Annotated in this window: 23 protein-coding genes and 1 tRNA gene; 9 read left to right on the top strand and 15 right to left on the bottom strand. The window is 46.8% G+C overall.

The annotated features are described in order from the left end of the window. Positions 1–56 precede the first annotated feature (56 nt). The 5 genes from HP567_RS10070 to HP567_RS10050 form a co-directional block, all read right to left on the bottom strand. On the bottom strand, positions 57–608 hold the full coding sequence (locus tag HP567_RS10070; protein ID WP_173608833.1) for a MarR family winged helix-turn-helix transcriptional regulator: 552 nt from the start codon (positions 606–608) through the stop codon (positions 57–59). A 51-nt stretch (positions 609–659) separates the two neighbouring features. Further along, entirely contained in the window at positions 660–1,334 is a 675-nt protein-coding gene (locus HP567_RS10065) for a formylglycine-generating enzyme family protein (protein ID WP_173608834.1), read from the bottom strand. 2 nt (positions 1,335–1,336) lie between these two features. After that, complete coding sequence (locus HP567_RS10060; protein ID WP_173608835.1) at positions 1,337–1,705, bottom strand: DUF4180 domain-containing protein; 369 nt, start codon at positions 1,703–1,705, stop codon at positions 1,337–1,339. An 11-nt stretch (positions 1,706–1,716) separates the two neighbouring features. Then, the gene (locus HP567_RS10055) at positions 1,717–2,373 is read right to left on the bottom strand and encodes a TetR/AcrR family transcriptional regulator (protein WP_173608836.1); all 657 of its coding nucleotides are present in this window, start codon (positions 2,371–2,373) and stop codon (positions 1,717–1,719) included. Between the two features lie 126 nt (positions 2,374–2,499). Next, positions 2,500–3,519 (bottom strand): AraC family transcriptional regulator, encoded by a 1,020-nt coding sequence (locus HP567_RS10050; RefSeq protein ID WP_173608837.1) that lies wholly within the window; start codon positions 3,517–3,519, stop codon positions 2,500–2,502. Between the two features lie 142 nt (positions 3,520–3,661). On the opposite strand from HP567_RS10050, the gene HP567_RS10045 reads away from it, so the two are divergent. Next, the gene (locus tag HP567_RS10045) at positions 3,662–4,237 is read left to right on the top strand and encodes an NAD(P)H-dependent oxidoreductase (protein ID WP_173608838.1); all 576 of its coding nucleotides are present in this window, start codon (positions 3,662–3,664) and stop codon (positions 4,235–4,237) included. Positions 4,238–4,553: 316 nt separating this feature from the next. Continuing rightward, positions 4,554–5,084 carry an ECF transporter S component gene (locus HP567_RS10040; RefSeq protein WP_173608839.1) on the top strand — a complete coding sequence of 177 codons (531 nt, stop codon included), beginning with the start codon at positions 4,554–4,556 and terminating at the stop codon, positions 5,082–5,084. Positions 5,085–5,207: 123 nt separating this feature from the next. On the opposite strand, the gene HP567_RS10035 is transcribed toward HP567_RS10040, so the two are convergent. Beyond that, complete coding sequence (locus HP567_RS10035; RefSeq protein ID WP_173608840.1) at positions 5,208–5,345, bottom strand: hypothetical protein; 138 nt, start codon at positions 5,343–5,345, stop codon at positions 5,208–5,210. Positions 5,346–5,597: 252 nt separating this feature from the next. Between HP567_RS10035 and HP567_RS10030 the strand changes: the two genes are divergently transcribed. The 4 genes from HP567_RS10030 to HP567_RS10015 all read left to right on the top strand — a co-directional run bounded on the left by HP567_RS10030 (position 5,598) and on the right by HP567_RS10015 (position 7,926). Beyond that, positions 5,598–5,960 carry a hypothetical protein gene (locus HP567_RS10030; RefSeq protein ID WP_217366948.1) on the top strand — a complete coding sequence of 121 codons (363 nt, stop codon included), beginning with the start codon at positions 5,598–5,600 and terminating at the stop codon, positions 5,958–5,960. A 324-nt stretch (positions 5,961–6,284) separates the two neighbouring features. Further along, positions 6,285–6,602, top strand: a complete 318-nt coding sequence (locus HP567_RS10025; protein ID WP_007717182.1) for a hypothetical protein — start codon at positions 6,285–6,287, stop codon at positions 6,600–6,602. Between the two features lie 679 nt (positions 6,603–7,281). Further along, positions 7,282–7,521, top strand: a complete 240-nt coding sequence (locus HP567_RS10020) for a hypothetical protein (RefSeq protein WP_173608842.1) — start codon at positions 7,282–7,284, stop codon at positions 7,519–7,521. A gap of 99 nt (positions 7,522–7,620) precedes the next feature. Beyond that, on the top strand, positions 7,621–7,926 hold the full coding sequence (locus HP567_RS10015) for an NIPSNAP family protein (protein ID WP_173608843.1): 306 nt from the start codon (positions 7,621–7,623) through the stop codon (positions 7,924–7,926). Positions 7,927–7,997: 71 nt separating this feature from the next. Here the strand turns inward: HP567_RS10015 and HP567_RS10010 are convergent, their stop codons facing one another. From HP567_RS10010 to HP567_RS10000, 4 genes are all read right to left on the bottom strand, one after another. Further along, positions 7,998–8,246, bottom strand: a complete 249-nt coding sequence (locus HP567_RS10010; protein WP_173608844.1) for a hypothetical protein — start codon at positions 8,244–8,246, stop codon at positions 7,998–8,000. Continuing rightward, on the bottom strand, positions 8,228–8,494 hold the full coding sequence (locus HP567_RS29970; RefSeq protein ID WP_370647968.1) for a DNA adenine methylase: 267 nt from the start codon (positions 8,492–8,494) through the stop codon (positions 8,228–8,230). Before HP567_RS29970 ends, HP567_RS10010 begins: the two co-directional genes overlap by 19 nt. Before the next feature lie 604 nt (positions 8,495–9,098). After that, positions 9,099–9,380, bottom strand: a complete 282-nt coding sequence (locus HP567_RS10005) for a hypothetical protein (protein ID WP_229087981.1) — start codon at positions 9,378–9,380, stop codon at positions 9,099–9,101. A 191-nt stretch (positions 9,381–9,571) separates the two neighbouring features. Then, on the bottom strand, positions 9,572–10,885 hold the full coding sequence (locus tag HP567_RS10000) for an MFS transporter (RefSeq protein WP_173608846.1): 1,314 nt from the start codon (positions 10,883–10,885) through the stop codon (positions 9,572–9,574). Positions 10,886–11,155: 270 nt separating this feature from the next. Between HP567_RS10000 and HP567_RS09995 the strand changes: the two genes are divergently transcribed. Together HP567_RS09995 and HP567_RS09990 are read left to right on the top strand one after the other, a co-directional pair. Further along, positions 11,156–12,871 (top strand): LytS/YhcK type 5TM receptor domain-containing protein, encoded by a 1,716-nt coding sequence (locus tag HP567_RS09995; protein ID WP_173608847.1) that lies wholly within the window; start codon positions 11,156–11,158, stop codon positions 12,869–12,871. Next, positions 12,843–13,586, top strand: coding sequence for a LytR/AlgR family response regulator transcription factor (locus tag HP567_RS09990; protein WP_173608848.1), 744 nt, complete (start codon positions 12,843–12,845; stop codon positions 13,584–13,586). Before HP567_RS09995 ends, HP567_RS09990 begins: the two co-directional genes overlap by 29 nt. A 129-nt stretch (positions 13,587–13,715) precedes the next feature. Here the strand turns inward: HP567_RS09990 and HP567_RS09985 are convergent. Next, positions 13,716–13,791: transfer RNA gene (locus tag HP567_RS09985), tRNA-Ala, on the bottom strand. 171 nt (positions 13,792–13,962) lie between these two features. Further along, positions 13,963–16,554 carry an Ig-like domain-containing protein gene (locus tag HP567_RS09980; protein ID WP_173608849.1) on the bottom strand — a complete coding sequence of 864 codons (2,592 nt, stop codon included), beginning with the start codon at positions 16,552–16,554 and terminating at the stop codon, positions 13,963–13,965. Between the two features lie 180 nt (positions 16,555–16,734). On the opposite strand from HP567_RS09980, the gene HP567_RS09975 reads away from it, so the two are divergent. Then, entirely contained in the window at positions 16,735–17,376 is a 642-nt protein-coding gene (locus HP567_RS09975; RefSeq protein WP_173608850.1) for a YdcF family protein, read from the top strand. Here the strand turns inward: HP567_RS09975 and dnaI are convergent. From dnaI to nrdR, 3 genes are all read right to left on the bottom strand, one after another. Further along, positions 17,353–18,285: a primosomal protein DnaI gene (gene dnaI, locus HP567_RS09970; protein WP_173608851.1), complete on the bottom strand. Its 933-nt coding sequence runs from the start codon at positions 18,283–18,285 to the stop codon at positions 17,353–17,355. The two genes, HP567_RS09975 and dnaI, sit on opposite strands and share 24 nt — an antisense overlap. A 15-nt stretch (positions 18,286–18,300) precedes the next feature. Further along, positions 18,301–19,740 (bottom strand): replication initiation and membrane attachment family protein, encoded by a 1,440-nt coding sequence (locus HP567_RS09965; protein ID WP_173608852.1) that lies wholly within the window; start codon positions 19,738–19,740, stop codon positions 18,301–18,303. 151 nt (positions 19,741–19,891) lie between these two features. Next, positions 19,892–20,371, bottom strand: coding sequence for a transcriptional regulator NrdR (gene nrdR, locus HP567_RS09960; protein WP_012685137.1), 480 nt, complete (start codon positions 20,369–20,371; stop codon positions 19,892–19,894). Positions 20,372–20,425: the final 54 nt, after the last annotated feature.

Genomic DNA, 20,425 nt, shown 5'->3' with positions numbered 1-20,425 from the left:
ATTTTTACACACATTATAGTTAGATTATCTAATTATATTCACAAAAAAATATGATCTTATCTTCCCACCCCCAGTTTCTCTTCCATGCTGTTATTTAACTTCATCAAGATTTTTTCCAACAGCATCCGTTCTTCCTCTTCTAATTCGCTCATAATGGAGGAGCAAGCAGACCAAAAAACCGGCAGTACGCTGGTTACTAATTCTCTGCCTTCTTGCGTGATTTTGACATGAATCTTGCGACCGTCCAGCTTGCTTTGCTCCCTGATGATCCAGTGCCTTTTTTCCAGCCAGTCCAGCAAAGCTGTAACAGAAGCACGCCGAATACCCAGCCTGTCTGCAAGCGAAGAAGGGGTGATAAGTTCCCTGTCTTTATGTAACGTAAGCAACAGCAATACGTCCCATTTACACTCCGTTATGCCGAATTTCTCCAAATTCAAATCAATGACGTCTATGGCGTTATCCCCCAGCCATAGCATCAGTAGCCCCAAATGAGCCAATTTGCGATCCGTATTTTGCGGAGCTGTTTTTTCCATCAGATGCAAATATGGCTGAATACCAAGTTTCGGCAATTGATCGGATGTTTGCTCACACTTGTTTTTTCTGCTCATAATCCACCTTGAATATAATTAGATTATCTAACTAAAATCAATGTAACGGATTTATTTGGATTTTGCAACCCCCCTGACAAGACGAAAACCGAGATCATCTATTCGAAACGTGGGGTGACTGCGTCTGCGGCACGTCGCCCCACATCCTCTGGCCTCTTCCGCCCAACTGCCACCGCGAAAAATTCGGTAGGAGCCGTAGACGTTTACATCGTAAAGGTCCCAGCACCACTCCCAAACATTCCCCAACATGTCGTAGAGCCCCCACGCATTCGGCAGTTTTTGTCCTACCGCATGTGCTGTACCTTCAGCATTCCCTTCGTACCATGCGATCTCATCCAGCTCGCCGTACCGATAACCGCCCGTCCCTGCTTTGCAAGCGTACTGCCATTCCGCCTCTGTCGGCAGTCGGTAGCCATCCGCTTCCTCGTTCCAACCAACACACTCACCATCTTCACTGATCGAGTAGCATTCCGTGAGACCTGCTTGCTGAGAAAGCAGATTGCAAAACGAAATTGCATCGTTCCACGAGACATTCACGACGGGAGCCTCTGGGTGGTCACTCGGTCCAGCTGCTTTTTGTACAAGCGAGAAGTATAACGCATTCGTAACAGGAACCGGTGCGAGTAAAAAAGCGTTCACCTCGGTTGTCCATGTCGCCTTGATCCGATCGTCTCGTAATTCGATATGCCCTGCTGGGATGCTCACCATGGTGGACGGTCGCTCCATCTCTATTTCACCTGGCTTAACTTCTCGATCGCCTGCTCTTCGGTCGGCAAGAAAAAGATGTCGTTTCCGTTGTTCGATTCATAGATGAAGTCTTTTAGACTTTTACTTGTGTACACCGAAAAATCCCCTACAATTGCCACTTTCACCCGATAGTTGATGAACTTCTGAAGGATTTCGCCAGCAAGGCGTGTTTTCAAATCGAAAAAGCTTTCGTTTAGCAATGATTTGTTGAGAATGATACGCTCACTGTCTGCTTGATAGTGTACTGTTGCTATCAGGTCCAATGCGGACTGCACATCCTCTATAATTACCTCGCCACCACTCACAATGGCAATATTTTTCCCGCCAGCTTCTATCTTTGTAATATTCATGTGTACCCTCCTCATCTTCTATTGGTCATCTGCCTTACAAAGTCCTCACAAATATATCGGTTGTCTTCACCGTTTGCTGGCGAAACCCTCGCCACTCGAAAGAAGCTCAAGCCCACAACCATCGCCATGAGTCCGTAGGCAGCGTTTTGTAAATCCTCTACAGACATAAGCCCGGTTTGCTTGCCGTATTCAAAAATCTTGGTGATGCCCTGCAAATCTCTCGCATAACTCTTCGCAACCACTTCTTGCAGCTTGGGGTCTAATGCGGCTTTGGAGAAGAATTGGACAAAGAGTCTTGCTTGATCTTCATGCGGGATGTACATCTCAGCGATGCCATCCAACTGCGAAACATTGATCCGTTTTTCCTTGTCGTTCACGTATGGCGGCAAGATATGAGCAAGCGTAACATCCATCATTTCCTGGGCGGTCATGGTGTTCTCAATGTCAGCTTCGATTTTCAAGCCATAATAGGCCAAGAATGCCTGAAAGGCTTCACTCGTCAAATTATCCTTATTCTTAAAATAATACGTGACGACACCTTTTGAGCAGTCCGCATACTCCGCCACCTTATCCAGCGTCATGCCATCAATCCCGTGATTGCTAATACAAGTAAGGGTCGCATTGATGACATCTGCTCGGCGCTTTGGTTCCATTCCTAATTTGGGCATGATCTTACCTCGTTTATTTATACTGTACGGTCGGAATAAAAAAGTGTACACCATCATTTTCCAATTTGTCAAACAAAGAGGGTCCACAACAAAAAAACACGCTTACACAGCGTGTTCCACATGAGGTTACATGGCAAGTGCTTGGCGACTGATCCGATATTGTCCCGGTGTCAGCCCCGTCCATTTCTTGAAAGCATTTTGAAAGGCGCTTGGATCTGAAAAATGCAGCAGGTAGGCAATCTCTCCAATGGAATGCTCCGCTTGCTGTAAATACCCCATTGCCATTTCTTTGCGGACATTCGTGGACAATTCATGATAGGAAGTGTCCTCTGCCTTTAGTTTCACTTGCAGGGATCTCGTACTCATATGAAAAGCAGCGGCAGTCTGCTGTAAGGTCGGGAAAGCCGCAGGCATACATCCCATCATCCATTGAAACACACGGTCCGAAAATTCCCGCCCCCTGATCAGCCTCTCTCTACTTTCTTCCGCGATTGGTTCAAAAGCTTTGCGCAGCCGGACATCTGAATACAGAATCGGGTATTGCAAAACTTCTTTGCCTACCAAGAGCCCATTTTCTTCTTCACCAAAGTAAGGCTTCATCCCGAACACATTCACATAAGGTTCGATATCCGTCGTAGCGTCATGTGTGAATTGTATCGCCTGTAACGGAATAGACCGATGACTCATACGGACGATCAAATGGTACAAGGAACTGACCATGTCCTCCATGCAATGTCGAGAAACGCTCCCAGGGCTTTGTCTATGAAACCGCAGGAAAACATCGTTCCCCCGCTCTTCCCAATCCAGCTCGTACCCGCTGCAAAGGATCACGTGATACCGCTGATAAGCCTTCAATGCATCGACGATTTTTTCCGAATGCATCATGACATAGCCAAGAATGCCCAGATCGGCAATATCAGTTAACTGCCCTTGATGCAGTCCGAGATGATCATCTTGCGTGTATATGGCAGCTTCCTTCATCAAACGCTCGAGCTCCGCTTCATCAATGCGCGCCTCTACATCTTTTAGCAAGCTGCTATCGAAAGAAATATGCTCACAAAAACGTTCAAAATCAAGCTTCTTGTGAGTAATTGTCTTCATAATCGGATACACCATCGAAATCGCAAACCCATGCGCATTTTCCAAGTACGGAACCTCCTTTGCGTGAATCCACAACATTTATGCGCTCTCGATCATTCCTCTGTTTCCTTCCACACGATATGCTGAATACAGTTCAGTTTACCACGATCTGTCGCTTATGGAATCAACTCTACAGGGGGATATGAAAATGAACATTCTCGTTATTATCGGACATCCAGATCCCGAGAGCTATTGCTCTGCGTTGGCGCATGCCTATATGAAAGGAGCTACAGGAAAAGCAGCACAGATTCGCACCATTGACTTGAGCCAAATCGCTTTCGACCCAAACTTGAAGTACGGATATCGGAAAAGAACGGAGCTGGAGGATGACCTAAAAGAAGCGCAGGAGCTCATCCGTTGGGCCGATCATCTGGTCATTGTCTATCCGACCTGGTGGGGCACGATGCCCGCTATCTTGAAGGGATTTTTCGATCGTGTCTTATTACCCGGATTCGCCTATAAATATCGGGAAGGCTCTCCACTATGGGATAAGCTGTTGACGGGCAAAACCGCGCATCTGATTGTGACCATGGATACCCCATCTTGGTACAACCGATTGATCTACTGGCAAGCCGGACACCTCGTGATGAAACGCAACATTTTGAAGTTTTGCGGGATTAAGCCTGTAAAGGTTACGGAGATTAGTGGAGTGAATGCCTCGGCGGAGGAAAAGCGCAAGAAGTGGCTGGAGAAAGTGAAGCAGCTTGGGGAGAGGCTTGCCTAAGCTTACGGTAAAAAAGCCTAACCAGCACGACAAACAAAACTCAAGCCAATTCCAGCTTGAGTTTTTCCTATTCCATGAGATGTTTTTGCACACTTTCCAAAAACGTGATTCGACTATATGTGGGACCACCTTCCAGCAGCGGATCAGCTAATATATCCAAATCTGTTACTGTCCTGCACCTGCTTCCTAGCCTTTCTCCAGCGTACCTCTCCCGTTGGAATGATTTACCTAGGCAAATAAATCGTGCAAAGTGTATTTATTATGTAGCTGATTGTGAGTATGATAATAGTAAAATTAATAAGAAAGAGGCTATCATATGGATTCTACTTTTTCAGCAAGAAAAGCATCAAAGACGAAAACCTTGGTTATCAACGCACTTTTTATCGCTTTTACTCTCGCAGCCACCATGTTTATCAATTTGCGACTCCCGATCATGGGGAACGGTGGCCTCATCCATCTCGGTAACGTGCCTCTTTTAATCGCAGCTTTTGTGTATGGCAGAAAAACAGGAGCTATCGCAGGCGCTTTTGGTATGGGTCTCTTTGACCTTATCTCCGGCTGGACAGCATGGGCACCGTTTACCTTCGTAATCGTAGGTGCAATGGGCTATGTAGCTGGTCTCATCGCCGAAAAGATGCCTGGTAACCGGGTATTTGTGTACGCACTCGCAGTTGCCGCTGCATTGGTGATTAAAATCGTGGGCTACTACTTTGTTGAGGTTATTCTTTACGGTAACTGGATCCAGCCGTTTGGCTCCATTCCGGGGAACGTGTTGCAGGTGGTTGTAGCAGCGGTTATTGTCATTCCGCTGGTAGGACGCTTGAAGAAGATTGTGGGGCAAGGTTAAAAAAGGAAGGATGGGGCAGAGCTCCATCCTTCCTTTTTTACAAATATAAAAAGATCGGGAATCGTCTTGGTTCAATACCCAACATAACCTCGACGAGAGCAACTGGATCATCCCAGTACAATTCTAGCAAGTCCAGTACGACATTATATGGTTTGCTACTGGAAGGATCGTCACCTGATCGACCATAATCACCGAGACACTGTCAGGGTCTTCAATCAAAAAGCGCTGGTTTTCATCGAGTTCTAAAACGATTTCTGTCATGCACGAACCTCTCCTTTACAAACCAATTATTTTGTTAATCCCTCATCACCTGGATCCATCATGTTGAAATCAAAATCTGTAAATATTGACATATTTGTAGTACGCTTATTTTGCCCGTTGTAAAAATCCTTCTTATCGGTTGATGGAACGCCGTGTGCGATGAAAGTCGCCCGCACGGTGTAGGCTCGAACGAAAACCCTCACGAAGAGAAGGGAATAAGTCGAGAATAGCTATACTGATCCAATATTCATTTTGCAAGACAATCTAAATGGTCAATATCCCTACCATTTCGTTGCAGGCTCCTCCCAATACCTTATGCCAAAATTTATCGCCACCCAGCCATTAAGAAACGCTACTCTAACTTTTGATTTGAATGATGTTTTCACTCCAGATGCAACCGATTTGTATTACATTGCTTCTAGTCGCAATGAAATTGGTGCTGATAAAATTAATGGCTCCGTAATTACGATTCCTAATGTTACTCTTGATAAAGGACAGTTAATCATTTTTGACTTAGGATCTTACACAATGCCTTCTGCAGGAACGTATAAATTTTTCATTTCTGTTGATTCAAAACACACGCAAGAAATGGTATTGGATATTTCTAACAATTAATTATCCATCAACAGCCCTCGGGATGGACCCGGGGGATATTTTTTCGTCGAGACTGAAGACTCGCCCCCCCGCTGCAACTGCCCCTCTATTTATCAAATCGTGTGTTTTGTTAACCTCAGCTCTTTAATAACACAATCACAGAAAGTTATAACTTTAGTTAGCGGACAATTTAGATTGATTGACGTAGCGTTATATTTGCCCGTTGTAAAACATTCTTTCTTATCCGTTGATGGAACGCCGTGTGCGATGAAAGTCGCCTGCACGGTGTAGGCTCGAACGAAGACCCTCACATTTAGTAGGGAATAAGTCGGGAATAGCTATGAATTGATTGCCAGACCTGCTCAAATTTTGCAACCAGCTGGACTTGCGATTAGCCAAGCAAACGTCATCGTTAAGTATGGTGAGTATACGTATTGGTCGTATACCCCTTCATCGAATGACCTTGTTTTGGTTGTCGTCGCATTTGATTCCAACAATCAGGAAGTCAAACGCTGGGAAGTTCCTGGTTATAGGTATACAATCGACATTGGGATCGATAACCAAAATAAAACAGTGGTGTTCTACATGTGGCAAAAGGTAGGAGTCTTTGAAAACGGTTCTTATCCGGTTTCGTTTACCTGGGAACAGTTGAAAATCAACTAATCCACCATCAACGGCCCCCGGGTTAATCCCGGGGTATTTTTCTCACCAGGTTGGGGAATTTCCTACTTTCTACAATTACCGTTTTGTTAAAGTGACCACTTTCAGTGCTGCGTTACAGATCGCTTCTTGTACCATCATCGCAGTGCCGATCTTCTGGACAGACACATCATCAAAGTCTGCTTGCCAAGGTGCTTTTCATTGTCCTCGGCGTAACTAAGGACAAAGAAGTGCGTTTGTTCTTTGATCTTCTCCACCACTTGTCACGCATCGGCTCCAACACTTCCCTTGTGTCCACATCTACAATCTGCCACTTGTAAAAGCTGTCGGCGTACCACCTAGCTACATACGAAACATGCCTGAAGTCGCTCCAATGAGTAGCTTCCTCGATACTCTCCACATCATCATACGGATAGGCGCACGGATTGTAGTTCCCGTTATGCTTCAGAAACGACTTAGTCTCCTTGTTTTGAACTGCGTATTACTTCGGCAATTTGATCTCCCTTTCATTAGCCATCATCGTACTTTCTACAGCTAACAAAATGTCTTCGATTTCCTTTCGGGTAGGTCGCCAACCAGCAGCCCACTAAGTTGCCAACTTGTCGTTTCCCACCCGGTTTTCATTACTGTGATATAATGAAAATAAAAACAATGGGGTGTATTGTTGAAGAGACAGTTTTTGATGATTGTAAGTGATGTAACAAAACCACAAATGGATAGAGCCACCGAAGCAGTAAAAGATTATAACGAATTCATTGACTTGATTCCAATTGAGTCTAAATCTGACGGAGGCTATAGCCTATACATCGATATTCAAAAAGGCGATGTTGCTATCACAGTCTCAGATATACGAACATTCCTGAAAAATTGGTTTAAGCCTTTAAAAATAGAATGTGATTCAAATCCACGAGACTTTTATTAAAAGTCCTTTTTAAATACACAGCTTGTAAAACCATATCCCTTCTTGTTTCTAATACTGATGTACAGTAAGATTTAGGAAAAACCATTAGGGAGTGGAAAAATGGTCACTTGTTACTTGAAATATGTTATTGATCCATATCAGGTAAGTGTTTTTGAAGAATATGCAAAGATGTGGATACCTCTTGTCAACAAGTTTGGCGGACATCATCATGGCTATTTCCTTCCTCATGAAGGTGCTAATAATATTGCTTATGCCTTATTTAGTTTTCCTAGTTTGGCAGAATATGAGGATTATCGAAAGAGAATACTGGTCGATGAAGATTGCCAACTTGCCTTCTCACTCGCAGAGCAAACAAAGTGCATCATCAGTTACGAGCGAAGTTTCTTGCGTCCGGTGTTTGAATAATTTTCCTTCAACCTTGTCCATCCTTAGATAGGATGGGCTTTTTTATATAATGAGCATTTAGTATCCATCCGCTATATGCTGGGCAGCGAGAAGATGGTCTGCAGCCCCACTTGATCAGCTGCCACTGGATTGATCCAGATAACTTCTGTTCTGATTCGCCCCATTTCCGCCAAAACTTTCTTGTCTTCCTTACGCCAATGCTTTAGGCGAATGTTGTATAAATCATTATCGTAACCACTTAGTATCACGGGTCCCGGATTTTCGTCTAATGCGTCGAGCAATTCAATATGGTCCGCATCCGTCATCTCATTTTTGTACATACGTTTGCTCCTTGTTGATACAAATACGGTGGATCCGCATAAATCAAAACGCTTGGATTTTTATATCGTTCAATCAATTGCAGAGCTGGCTGTTGTTCTATTTGCACCCTTTTCAATCTATCCGTTACCGTCAATATCCGATCAGGTACTTTACTCCATTGATCAGGCACCCTGTTGTTGAGTGCTTTTAATACGTCGATGTTATGCTTCCATCCGGTTCTGTCAGATGTTTTTCCACCCCTCGCCATCCTTTACCACTACTCGAATCTGTTTATCTTGATAGTTAAAAACGTTTTGAAGTGCCTGCATTGTATATTCCTCCCCTAACTTCCCGTTGTCCTTGAACTTCTCATGCGATCCAGCATTCCCATCAGTTTCGGGTCATCCCGTAACAAGCGCGGTGATTCCCGTGACTGGAAAGCCCCTGCAGGCCGTTTAGGAGGCTCTAAAAGAGAAGGGAAAACCTTCTGTCCGCGTAAGAGTGGCTTTCTTTTTTGCGTTCGTACGAGATCGGCGCGGAAATACGAAAAATCGCTCAGAGGATCATCTATCCCTTGAGCGATTTTTCGTATTTCAACGATATAAAATGATTGATTCCAATTTTTTGAGCTCTCTTTAAAGGGACGGGCTTCCGGCTGTATACTTGGAACCTTAATTTCTGGTATAGCTTCATAGCGGGAATATTCGTATCTGCTACTTCTTCGATGAGAAATTGTTCATACGGGGTATTTTCCATCATATGACGGAGAATCATCATTGCCACTGCGTGAATCCCTCCGCAAAAATCTGAGACATTTGCTCTCTTGCATCGAATTCTACTTGATCCGCCCTGATCACTGTAAACATGTACGGTTATTCTCCTTCCTTGTATAGAAAAGAAGTGAGGATAGAGGATGAAGGCATCGTGAAGTGGTTTTTTCGCATCATTTTCATCATAGCTAACCCGTGTAGTGTTGAATAGAAAAATACGACCATTTCATCTGGGTCCCCTGATCGGAATTCGCCGAGCGCCTGACCTTTTTTGACAAGCTGGGCTCTGGCGTGAAACAACTTGTCGCTAAGGCGAGCTACCTCGGTTTGTTTTTCGCTTGTTCCTCCCCCCGCTAGAAACGATTGAGCCATCAATATCAGCAAATTCGCAAACTCTTCGCCTGTCGTCATGTCGCTGTGAATTGCCGATACAAAAGCCCGATGCTGATGCCAGACATATCCGCAATGTCCTGGAGTTTTGAAATGCAATCTTTTACAGTTCGGTAATGCAAAAAACGGCATCTCTGCCGTTTTTCGTTGCTCCTCTATTCTTCCATGCTCCTCTATTCTTCCATCTAGTCCTTTGCAGCGTTCAACTCAGCTTCGATCTTGGAGTTTTTCGAAGACTCGTCCATACGCCAGTAAACGAGGAGGCTTATGGCAATACAAGCCGCTACATAGTAATAGAAGAGAGATTCGTTCCCGATGCTTTTGAACCATAGCGCGATGAACTCCGCTGTTCCCCCAAAGATCGCAACAGTCACCCCGTATGGAAAGCCTACACCCAGAGCGCGAATAGCGGTTGGAAACATCTCGGCTTTCACGATCGCATTGATGGACGTATAACCAGTAACAATGATAAGACCAGACAGCATCAGCAAGAAAGCGACATATGGGCTAGTGGTTTGTTCCAGGAGCATAAACATCGGTACGGTCCACAATGTTCCAAGAATACCGAAACCAATCAACAGCGGGCGCCGTCCAATTCGGTCGGACAGCATACCAGCAAGCGGCTGCAAGACGACAAATACGAGCAATGCGGTAAAGTTAATCCAGCTAACGATATCTTTCGGCAGTCCTACCGTAATCACCATGAATTTTTGCAAATAGGTCGTGTAGGTGTTAAAGGCAATGGTTCCCCCGAGCGTAAGACCAACGACTGCCAGCACCGCCTTCGGATGCTTCATCAGCTCTCGAAGCGTACCCGCCTTTTCCTTGTTTTTCGACTCCATTTTGGTATACTGCTCTGATTCGTCCATACTGCGGCGCAACCACAACACGGCTACTGCGCCAAACGCTCCGATGATGAACGGAATTCGCCAGCCCCATGCCATCATCGCTTCTTCCGGGAGTATTTGCTGCAAGATAATTTGCACACCCAGCGCCAGCAATTGTCCACTGATCAGCGTGACGTACTGGAAGCTAGAATAGAACCCTCGGCGACCACTCGAAGCCATCTCGGACAAGTACGTGGCAGATGTTCCGTATTCCCCGCCAAGCGAAAGACCTTGGAGCAGGCGGGCAAGAACGAGAATAATAGGCGCAAACACGCCGATGGTTTCATAGTTTGGTGTTACGGCAATCACCAGAGAACCACCTGCCATGATAGTAACAGACAGCGTCAACGCAGCACGGCGTCCGTGACGGTCAGCGTATCGGCCCAGGAGTAAGCTCCCAATCGGTCTCATTAAAAATCCAATAGCAAAAACAGCGGCAGTATTCAATAACTGGCTGGTAGCGTCTCCTTTTGGAAAAAACTGAGACGAGAAGTACACCGCAAAAGCTGCATAGACATACCAGTCATACCATTCAATCAGGTTCCCCAGTGAACCTTTAAAGATGTTGCTTGTGATTCGCCGCGTATTTTCACGATCACTCGTTGGCTTCATTGCTGCCCCCTCCTTATGTTTGACCCGAATCCATTCGAAATTGGCATCGTTTAACCGCTTACAAATGAAACCATGCTTTGAAAGGGTTTACATATTCACCCGGATGGATTCTCGAAGAACTGTTTTTATTTTAAGTTGTTTGTTTTGCTAGAATCTATTGAATACTTCCAGATGTGCAAAAACGGCATCCGAGCTGCCGAAAAACCCAGTTGAGTTACATTGATTTTTCGACCAGTTCGGGCTACCCTTTTCCATAGGGAGGCGGCTGTTATGACAATCACTATGCTTCTGGGACTGCTTGAAAACATCTCTGTAATTGCAGTCATCGCCCTTATCATCGGCCAACTCGATTACTTTCGGAACATCATGTACGGGAAAAACAACTGGATGCGGATCGTGATCCTCTCCACCCTGTTCGGGTTCTTGTCGGTAATCGGAACGGAGAATGGGTTACGGGTCAATGACGCACTCGCCAATACGCGCATTGTGGGTGCCGTCGCGGGCGGGTTGATCGGAGGGCCAGTCGTCGGTTTTTTGGCCGGCCTTATCGGAGGTATTCATCGTTATTCGATCGGTGGATTTACCGCATTCGCCTGTGCCATCTCGACCGTAATGAACGGCTATTTGGCCGGGATCGTCAGCACGAAAATGAATATGCTGCGTCTGAAATGGCAGCATATCGTACTGATTGGCGTTACAGCCGAGCTCATTCAAAAAGTGATGGTGCTTCTCATGGCCAAGCCTTTTTCAGCGGCACTCGAACTGGAAGTAAAAATCGCGATCCCGACCACGATTATGACCATTGCAGGACTGTTGCTTTTCACGCGCGTTTTCCAAAATCTCAAAATGATGCAAGACCAGTCCGGCGCACTTGGGGCAAACCTTGCCTTGTCGATTGCAAGTCAGACGTTGCCTCATCTACGGACGGGGCTTAATGAATATTCTGCGAAAAAAACCGCTGAGCTGATCCGTGAAATGGCCAGAGTAGATGCAGTCGCCATTACCGACTGTGAAAAGCTGCTCAGTGCAAAAGGCCATGAACTGGAGAATCATGTGCAAAAAGAGACGCTGTGCGCACAGGTAGCGGAAGCTGTTTTGACCCACCCTACAGGGGAATGGTGCGACAAAGATTTTGCTCTTCCGCGTCCGCCTCGCCTAAAATCGATCAGCGCCGCATCGTTGTATCATCAAAACCAGAAAATCGGGACGTTGCAATTCTACTATAAAACCTCTTCCTCCAAGACGTCCCAGACCAACGAGAAGTTAGTGGACGGCCTGGCCAAGCTGCTGTCGGTCCAAATTGAGCTCGCGGAGATTGAGCATCAAGCAAAAATGCGGAAGCAGGCTGAAGTGAGCGCCCTGCAAGCACAAATCAACCCGCATTTTCTGTTCAACACCTTGGGGACGATTATGTCCTATTGTCGTACAGACCCTGATCAAGCGAGAAACTTGATCGGTCATTTAAGTGACATCTTCAGGCGCAATTTGAAAAGCAAGGGAAATCATCACAGCTTGCAGGAAGAGCTGGACGGAATCAAGTCGTATTTGGAAATCGAGAAGGTCAGATTTAGCAACCGTTTAAAGGTAAACATGGAGATCGACGAAACCCTGCTGGAGTGCAAATTGCCTGTCCTGACTTTGCAGCCAATCGTGGAAAATGCCATTCACCATGGACTTTCCCCAAAAGTTAGCGATTGTCTGCTCACGATTCGAGTGGAACCGTTTGGCCAAGAAGTGAAAATCAGCATTGAAGACAATGGAGTTGGAATCAGTGAAGAGCGTTTGGCCGAAATCTGGAACAGCCAATCGAAAGGCATCGGCCTTGTCAATGTCCATTCACGGCTGCAATCCATTTATGGCAAAAAATATGGCCTCACGATTCAAAGCAAGCCTGGTTTGGGAACAGTCGTATCCTTTGTCGCTCCGTTAACCGCATTTGAAAAGGAAGTGCATCCAGATGCTCCTGAAAACAATCATCATCGATGACGAGCCAGCCATTTGTTCCGAATTGGAATATTTGCTGAAAAAATATATCGATATCCAGGTGGACGCAATTTATACCAATCCTTTGGAAGCATTGCCTCATATCATCAATTCCGAGCCTGATTTGCTCATGCTCGATATTCAGATGCCCGGAATGAATGGTCTTGAATTTGCCAAAACATTGAATCAGATGTCCAATCCCCCCTTGATCGTTTTTTCGACTGCCTATCACGAACACGCTCTGGAGGCTTTTTCCACGCTGGCAGTGGGCTATTTGACCAAACCGATCATGGAATCGAAATTGGACGATGTGATCCAGAAAGTGAGGACACTGAGGAAGCGAGCGGCTATGAATGACCGCACCGCGACAGTTCCCCTGATGGAAGAGCATGTCTGCATCCGGAAGAGCAACAAGATCATCCCGATCCCTGTAGGGCAGGTTTACTTTGCGTTTGTGCGGGAGAAAGATTTATATGTGGCGACAAAAGAGAGTATCGACAAGTGTGATTTGTCCTTAAATGAGCTGGAGGAGATTTTGAATCGGTCCCGTTCTTTTTTTAGAAGTCATCGGAATTATATTTTGAATGTGAAGTATATTAAAGAGATTATTCCGTGGTTTAATAATACGTATTTGATTAAGATGAATGATGATAGTGAGACGGATATTCCTGTTAGTAGGGGGAGGATGAAAGCGTTTCGGGGGTTGATGAATTTGTGAGTTTTGGGATGAACGGGGCGGGGAGAGAGTATCTTTTCGCTTCGTTTTTTCAAAGGAGCGGCATATTCGAGTTCCAAGGATGGATACAAAAAGAAAAACGGCATCTCTGCCGTTTCCGTAGTCGTTATATGGTGGAGCATAGCGGGATCGAACCGCTGACCTCTACACTGCCAGTGTAGCGCTCTCCCAGCTGAGCTAATGCCCCATATGTATGGTACTTCCAGCGTTTACCGCCTCAGTGAAATCAGTATAGCATACGCCCGCCGTACACTGCAAGCGAAAAAATCAGATAAATCCCCGTCCCAGCTGAAAAAACTCAACGAAAAAAGCCAACCGATCCCACACGGTTGGCTTCCCTCTTATTCCCTACAACCCACTATCTCACTGTCACCACAATCGGTGTCTTCTTCCCACCATACTGCACATAAATCGTCGCTTTACCCGACCCTGTAGCCTTGATGATGCCATCTTTCACATCAGCTACCAACAGGCGAGAAGTGGTCCAGAGAGCTGGCTTGGATACATCTTGGTCAGAGCCATCCATGTACGTCGCGATGGCTTTCACTTGCTTCGTTTCACCTTTGTTCATAACGAGCTGAACGACATCTGTCTTCAAGTATTTCAACATATCAACATCGACTGGGATGGACACGCTCTTGTCGTTGTACCTAGCTGTAACTGTCGTTTTGCCGTAAGCACGTCCTGAAACGAGACCTTTGGTTACGTCTGCTACCTTGTAGTTGCTCGTTTTCCAATCAGCCAGATTGGTCACATCCATGGTGCGACCATCGGAGAAGGTAGCTGTCAAGGTTACTTGTACGTTGCTGTTCGACTTCGTAGATACAAAGCGCTTGTCTGCTTCGAGCTTGCTTACGATTCCGACTTCTACCGGGATGCTGATCGATTTGCCGCCGTATTTCGCGGTGATCGTCGCACGTCCGTTTGAGAGACCTGTTACGCGGCCGTTTACCACATCCGCTACTTTTACCGAGGTCGAGGACCATTCTGCATCGCTGGTCACATTGTCCGAATTGCCAGCAGAATTTGTTGCGCTCAGCTTGATGTCTTTTGATTCATTGACGTTCAAGATCAGCATGCGAGGATCAACAGAGAGGTTCGTCGCTTGGTCTACTTCTACTGCAATTGAAACCGACTTGCCATCGAAGGTACCTGTTACGGTCGTTTTCCCTGCTCCTGTCGCTGTGATCTTCCCGTTTATTACTTCTGCAACAGCAGCAGAAGCTGTGCTCCATGTCGCTGTATCTGTTACATCCTTAGTCGTTCCATCTGCGTACGCTGCTGTCAGCTTGACGGTTTCGGACTTGCCATTGCCAAGCACGATCTTTTTCTTGTCTACCGTCAATGTCTGCATGACGCCAACGGATACGGAAATGTTCACTGTGCGTGTTCCGTATGTTGCTGTTACGGTCGCTGCACCTGTGGACACACCTGTGATCAAGCCTTGACGCACGCTTGCTACATTAGGTGCACTCGATGACCAGACGACTTTTTGTGTGACATCTTCGGCAGAGCTTCCATCTGGATACGAAGCCTTTACCGTCACTTGCTTCGCGCCACCCACTGGGATTGCTACTGTCGTGATATCTGCGGTCAAGTTTTGCGGTACATCTACATCGACAACCAGTGTCGCTGTTTTTCCGCCGTATTTTGCCGTTACATTCGCTGTTCCAGCCTTGTAGGCGGATACGGTCTTGCCATTTGCAAATACGACATCTGCATTATCCGAAGACCAGTCTACTTTTGAAGTGACATCTTCACTTGTACCATTCGCGAAGGACGCGTTTACAACCACATCTTTCGTTGTCCCGCTTTTCATCGTCAAGAAAGCAGGATTGATATACAAGGAACGGGGTACTTCTACATCTACGCGTACCTGAACGGATTTGTTTCCGTATTTCGCAGTAATCACCGCTTCACCGGACTTCACCGCATGGATTTTTCCGTTGCTGTAGTAAGCAACATCCTCGCGATCTGAGGACCATTCGGCTTTATCGTTCACTACTGTGGAACCGCCATTATTGGCATAGGTTGCTTTCAGCTCGATGTCTTCTTCCTTGCCTACATTCATGAAAATGTTTTGCTTGTTGAGTTCCAGCTTTTGCGTTGTATCCACATCGACTTTGATCGTCGCTGTTTTTGTTCCATACTTCGCCGTAATGGTTGCTGTGCCTGCGCCATAAGCCTTGATCGTGCCTTTTAGCGCATCGGCCACTGCGGTATTGTCTGAAGACCATTCAGCCTTGTCGGAGACGTCTTCCGTTACACTTCCATCCGGGAAAATGGCTTTGAGCTTGATTTTTTCTTCACCGTTCAGCAAGAGTGAAACCTGGTTTTTGCTAGGCTCCAGTCTGTGTGCAATCTCTACATTGACAGAGATAGTCGTCGTCTGGCTGCCGAATTTTGCTGTCACTGTACCAGATCCTGAATTCAGACCTTTAATTGCTCCATTTACTACAGTCGCAATCGCAGGATTATCGATGGACCAGTCTGCTTTAGTCGTTACGTCTTCTGTTGTCCCATCGCTGTATACTGCTGTCAGCTTTACATTTTCCGTGCTGCCAATTCTCACGTTCAACGTTTGATCTTCTGTTGTCAGTGCCTTTACCTTTTTGGTTACAGTCACACCCACTACGACAGGCTTACCCATGTAAGTAGCTGTAATAGTAGATTTCCCTACCGATTTGGCTGTAATCTGTCCGGCATAAACAGTAGCGATATTCGCGTCCTGTGTCGTCCATTCTGTCTTGACGGTGACGTCTTCCGTTTTTCCGCTCACATAAATAGCGGTAGCCGTCAGGTTAGTAGAATCTCCATTTTCCAGTGTTACCTCGTTCTTGGACAGAACGAGTCGGCTGATTTCATCGGCAGCCAATCCTACCCCTGCGTTTCCAGTCCCCACTAATAGAAAGACGGCCAGAAACAAGAGCATCGTTTTTTTCCAGAACATTGCTAGCCTCCCTCGCAAGTATGAAATTTGCTGTTCTTCGAAACCATTCCACCATTACTATATCGGCAAAGAGCAAGAAACAATTTACTAGTTTTTCGTGTCAGGCATATGTCAAACTTTGTAACTAGACCTCATTTCAAACGTCTAAATAAAGAGAGACTACGAGGGAGATATCGAAAAATGAAAAATCGAACGATAAACGCACAGCGTCCTTGCTGGCGCAGGATATGGATCGTGTTGGGGATTGTCACGCTGCTCGGTTTACTATGGTCGGGCTACAACTGGTACCGTATCGAACAAATGATTAAGAAAGCCAACGCCAGACACGCAACCGTCGGCATTGTCCTTGGTGCAGCCGTCTGGGGTGAGGGACCTAGTCCTGGTCTGCGCGAACGTCTGGAGCAGGCGGCGACCCTATATGAAGAAGGCTATGTATCGAAGCTGCTGGTCACAGGCGGCCTTGGTGAAGGCAAAACGATCACGGAAGCTGCGGTAAGCAAAAATTACTTGGTGGCCAAGGGAATTCCCGAAGAAGACATTTTGCTAGAAAGCAAGTCTACCAGCACATACGAAAACCTGCTGTACGGCCAGCAGGTTTTGGAGGAGCATCATATTCAAGACGCCCTGATCATCAGCCACGACTACCACTTGGCCCGTGCCATGATCATGGCTGATTCACTGGGAATTGTCGCCTCGCCTGTGGGGACGACGTCACACGTCCTGTTTGGACCGTATCATAAGGCGCGAGAAGTACTCGCCCTCACGCATTGGGAGCTCTCTCGCATCTGGACACACGTGCTAGGAACGGTGGTTCTCGCGTAAAATTTCATACACATCGACAAAATGGCGGATTCGCTCCATGATGCGAGCCGCTTTTGTTTGTTCGATCCGATTTCCGTTGGAGATAGACAAATGCTCTTGCAGTTCAGTAAGCGAGTAGTTGGAAGTAAACAGCGTAGGCAAATGGTTGTTTGCCCGCTGATTCAGTATAACCCCCAAAATCTCGTCCCGAACCCATGGCGTCAGGTTCTCCGCGCCGATATCATCGAGGATTAGGACCGGTACTTCTTTTAACAGCTCCAGCTTGCCCGCATACGATTGATCCGAGATAGAGTCCTTCATCTCCCGGATAAAGTCAGGCACATACACCAGCAAGGAAGCGACATTGCGCTCTGAGAGCTCGCGACCGATTGCTCCCATGATGTAGCTTTTCCCAACACCAAACGGACCGTGCAAATAAAGTCCTTTTACCCGCTCGCCTGTTCCGACTTTTTCACAGAACTGAATCGCGGCATCTACGGTTGCCAAATTCCCGGAGTCAATGACCAAGCCCTCAAAGCTCGCGTTCAAGGTCTCTTCGGAAACGTAGTAGCTGCGCATTAGTCGACGGCGGCGAATCTCTTCCTCATACGACAGTTGCTTGGAGCAGGGCGTCATCGAGCTGATAATATGCTGATGAGCCAACTCCAAATGAGTGCTATGCCCCTTGACCAGATTCGGGCATTCGCCAAGACCCGGACAACGTTCACACCAATACTGCTCCTTGACTGCCGTATAGATGTTGGAGAGCGAGCGAAGGTAATCGTCTCTGGTCAATGCGGGATGCTCTTGTTGAAATGCTTTTAAATACGCTGACGAACGGAACATTTTATCTAACTGCTGATCCGGTGTCAGCAGCTGACGCGGTGTTCGTTTCGCGAGCTCTTGCATAAACTCACTGATAGATTCCACGTTCCCTCACACTCCTTATTTCCGTTTTCGCAAGGTTTCCAGTCTTTTCTGCAAGTCTGGAAAATCCTGAATGGACTGTTTCTTTTCTGCGTCCGATGCGGTTTTCTCCTGAGATAGCTGCCACTCGACAGATGCCGGCAGCTTGTCCTGCAAGATAGCTCTACCGTTGCGTCTGACAGGAGCCGTTTCCTTCTTGCCCGCTTTTGCCTTCTCGGCTGTTTGTGCCCGTTGATCCGCACGTTCGAGGATCTGCTTGACTGCCTCGTCAACTGTTGCGATCCGTTTGGCTTTCCAGCTGTCGCGGATCGTTTCCATGTATGCTTTTGGCAGCTCCATTTGCATGCTGGCTAGCGTATGAAGCAACAGCGCATTGACGACTTCTGGCTGCATCCCATCCGCAAATACAAGCGTCTCAGCCCGCTCCAAAAACACCTTGCTGATTCTGCCACCGACGACCTTTTCCAACAGGGTCACCGGAGATAACTGGCGGCAAGCACGGATAAAGGCTTCGCTCCCAGGCTCAGGCAAGCGACCGGGTCCCCATCCATCCTCTGCCGTGTCAGTTGCAGGCGCAGTCCGGTATAGCTTGTCTTCTGTGTAGCGTTGAATCAAACGCTTGCGCAAAACTTCTCCGTCCAAACTCCGATCCGATTTGTACAGCGTCCAATCACGCAGCTCCTGCCCCATCCCCCAGCTGTCTAGCTGATAGAAGTGGCACAGCGAGAACAACAGCTCCATGCTTTTGCCTTCCAATACTTTGACCGAGTCGGCATTATCCGGCAAGTACAGGCGCAAGGACGACACACTCAGCGAATGGTTGACTTGTGCCTCGTAGCCAGATTTCATCGGCGCTTGCGGGAAGTTGGTGTCCATCTCGGTTAAAAACTGATCCCGCTCCGAACCTTTTTTCACTTCCAGCTCCGATGGTTTCAACGACTGGAACACATCATGGAAGTCTTTCGTGACGTTTTCCACAATAGAGTATTCTTGATCCAACTGACTGCCAAGCGTATCTGCATAATGCTGGCGCAGTTGCGAATAGCGAACGTTTTCGATTTTATTTAACAACATCAGCGACAGGACATAATCTGCAAAAAACTCAGCCGGACTAAGCGGCGGTTTGATCAAATACTCGTAATAATAGTCACGCTGCTGATTTTCCCTGCGGCGTACCTCGACTAGCCCGATTGCCTCCAGACGTTCACGCGCATCCAATAGCCGATCCAGAGAAAGCGAAGTCGTCAGCATCAAACTGCGATGGGTCCCCTCCGAGGAGGCTCCGCTCACCTCCTGCACGCCATGGACGAGCAGTTGATAGAGAGCGTACGATTCGACACCGATGATCGGCAAGTATAGCTGCGTAACAAAGCCCATTTCGGCAAAGCCAATCGGTCTTGCCATCCGCACCAGATAACGATCCTTCGGCAACAACTCGTTCCAAACTAAACGACGCATCAGATCTTTCCTTCCTGACAAAATTCGATTCTTTTATTATAGCATGACTACCCATTCATTCACGGAAAAATGAGTTGGAAAACCAAAGAAGCCCTGGCGGATCGGCCGCAAGAGCGAGAGAGAAGTTGCCAGTCTGGCAGAAAAAGCTTATCTATTCTTTTGGAAACGAGCTGTTTCGCGCTTGAGCCAATAGCTCCTCCAGCTCTTTCATAAATACATTGATATCTTTGAATTGGCGGTATACGGAGGCGAAGCGCACATAGGCAACCTCATCGACATGGTATAAACGCTCCATGACCTTCTCCCCAACGTCATTGCTCGGGATCTCTGCCTGTCCACAGCTGCGCAATTCTTTTTCAATATCGTTCACTACATTTTCAAGCACTTCCAACGGTACCGGACGCTTTTCGCAAGCGCGCACCAACCCGCGCAATATCTTGTCTCGACTGAATTCCTCGCGTGTTCCGTCCTTTTTCACAATTAACAAAGGTGTTTCTTCTACCATTTCAAAGGTAGTAAACCGGCGTTCGCAGGCTTCGCACTCGCGGCGACGACGAATGGATTTATTATGATTGAAAGGACGTGAATCCAGGACTCTAGTCCCATTATATTCGCAAAATGGACAACGCATATCAGAATCAACTCCAATACTGACAATACTTGTCTACAGTGTCCCTCATATTCC

Source organism: Brevibacillus sp. M2.1A (assembly GCF_013284355.2).
Lineage (GTDB): Bacteria > Bacillota > Bacilli > Brevibacillales > Brevibacillaceae > Brevibacillus.
Note: the sequence above shows the minus strand (reverse complement) of the source record. Positions and strands in the feature narration are given on the sequence as shown.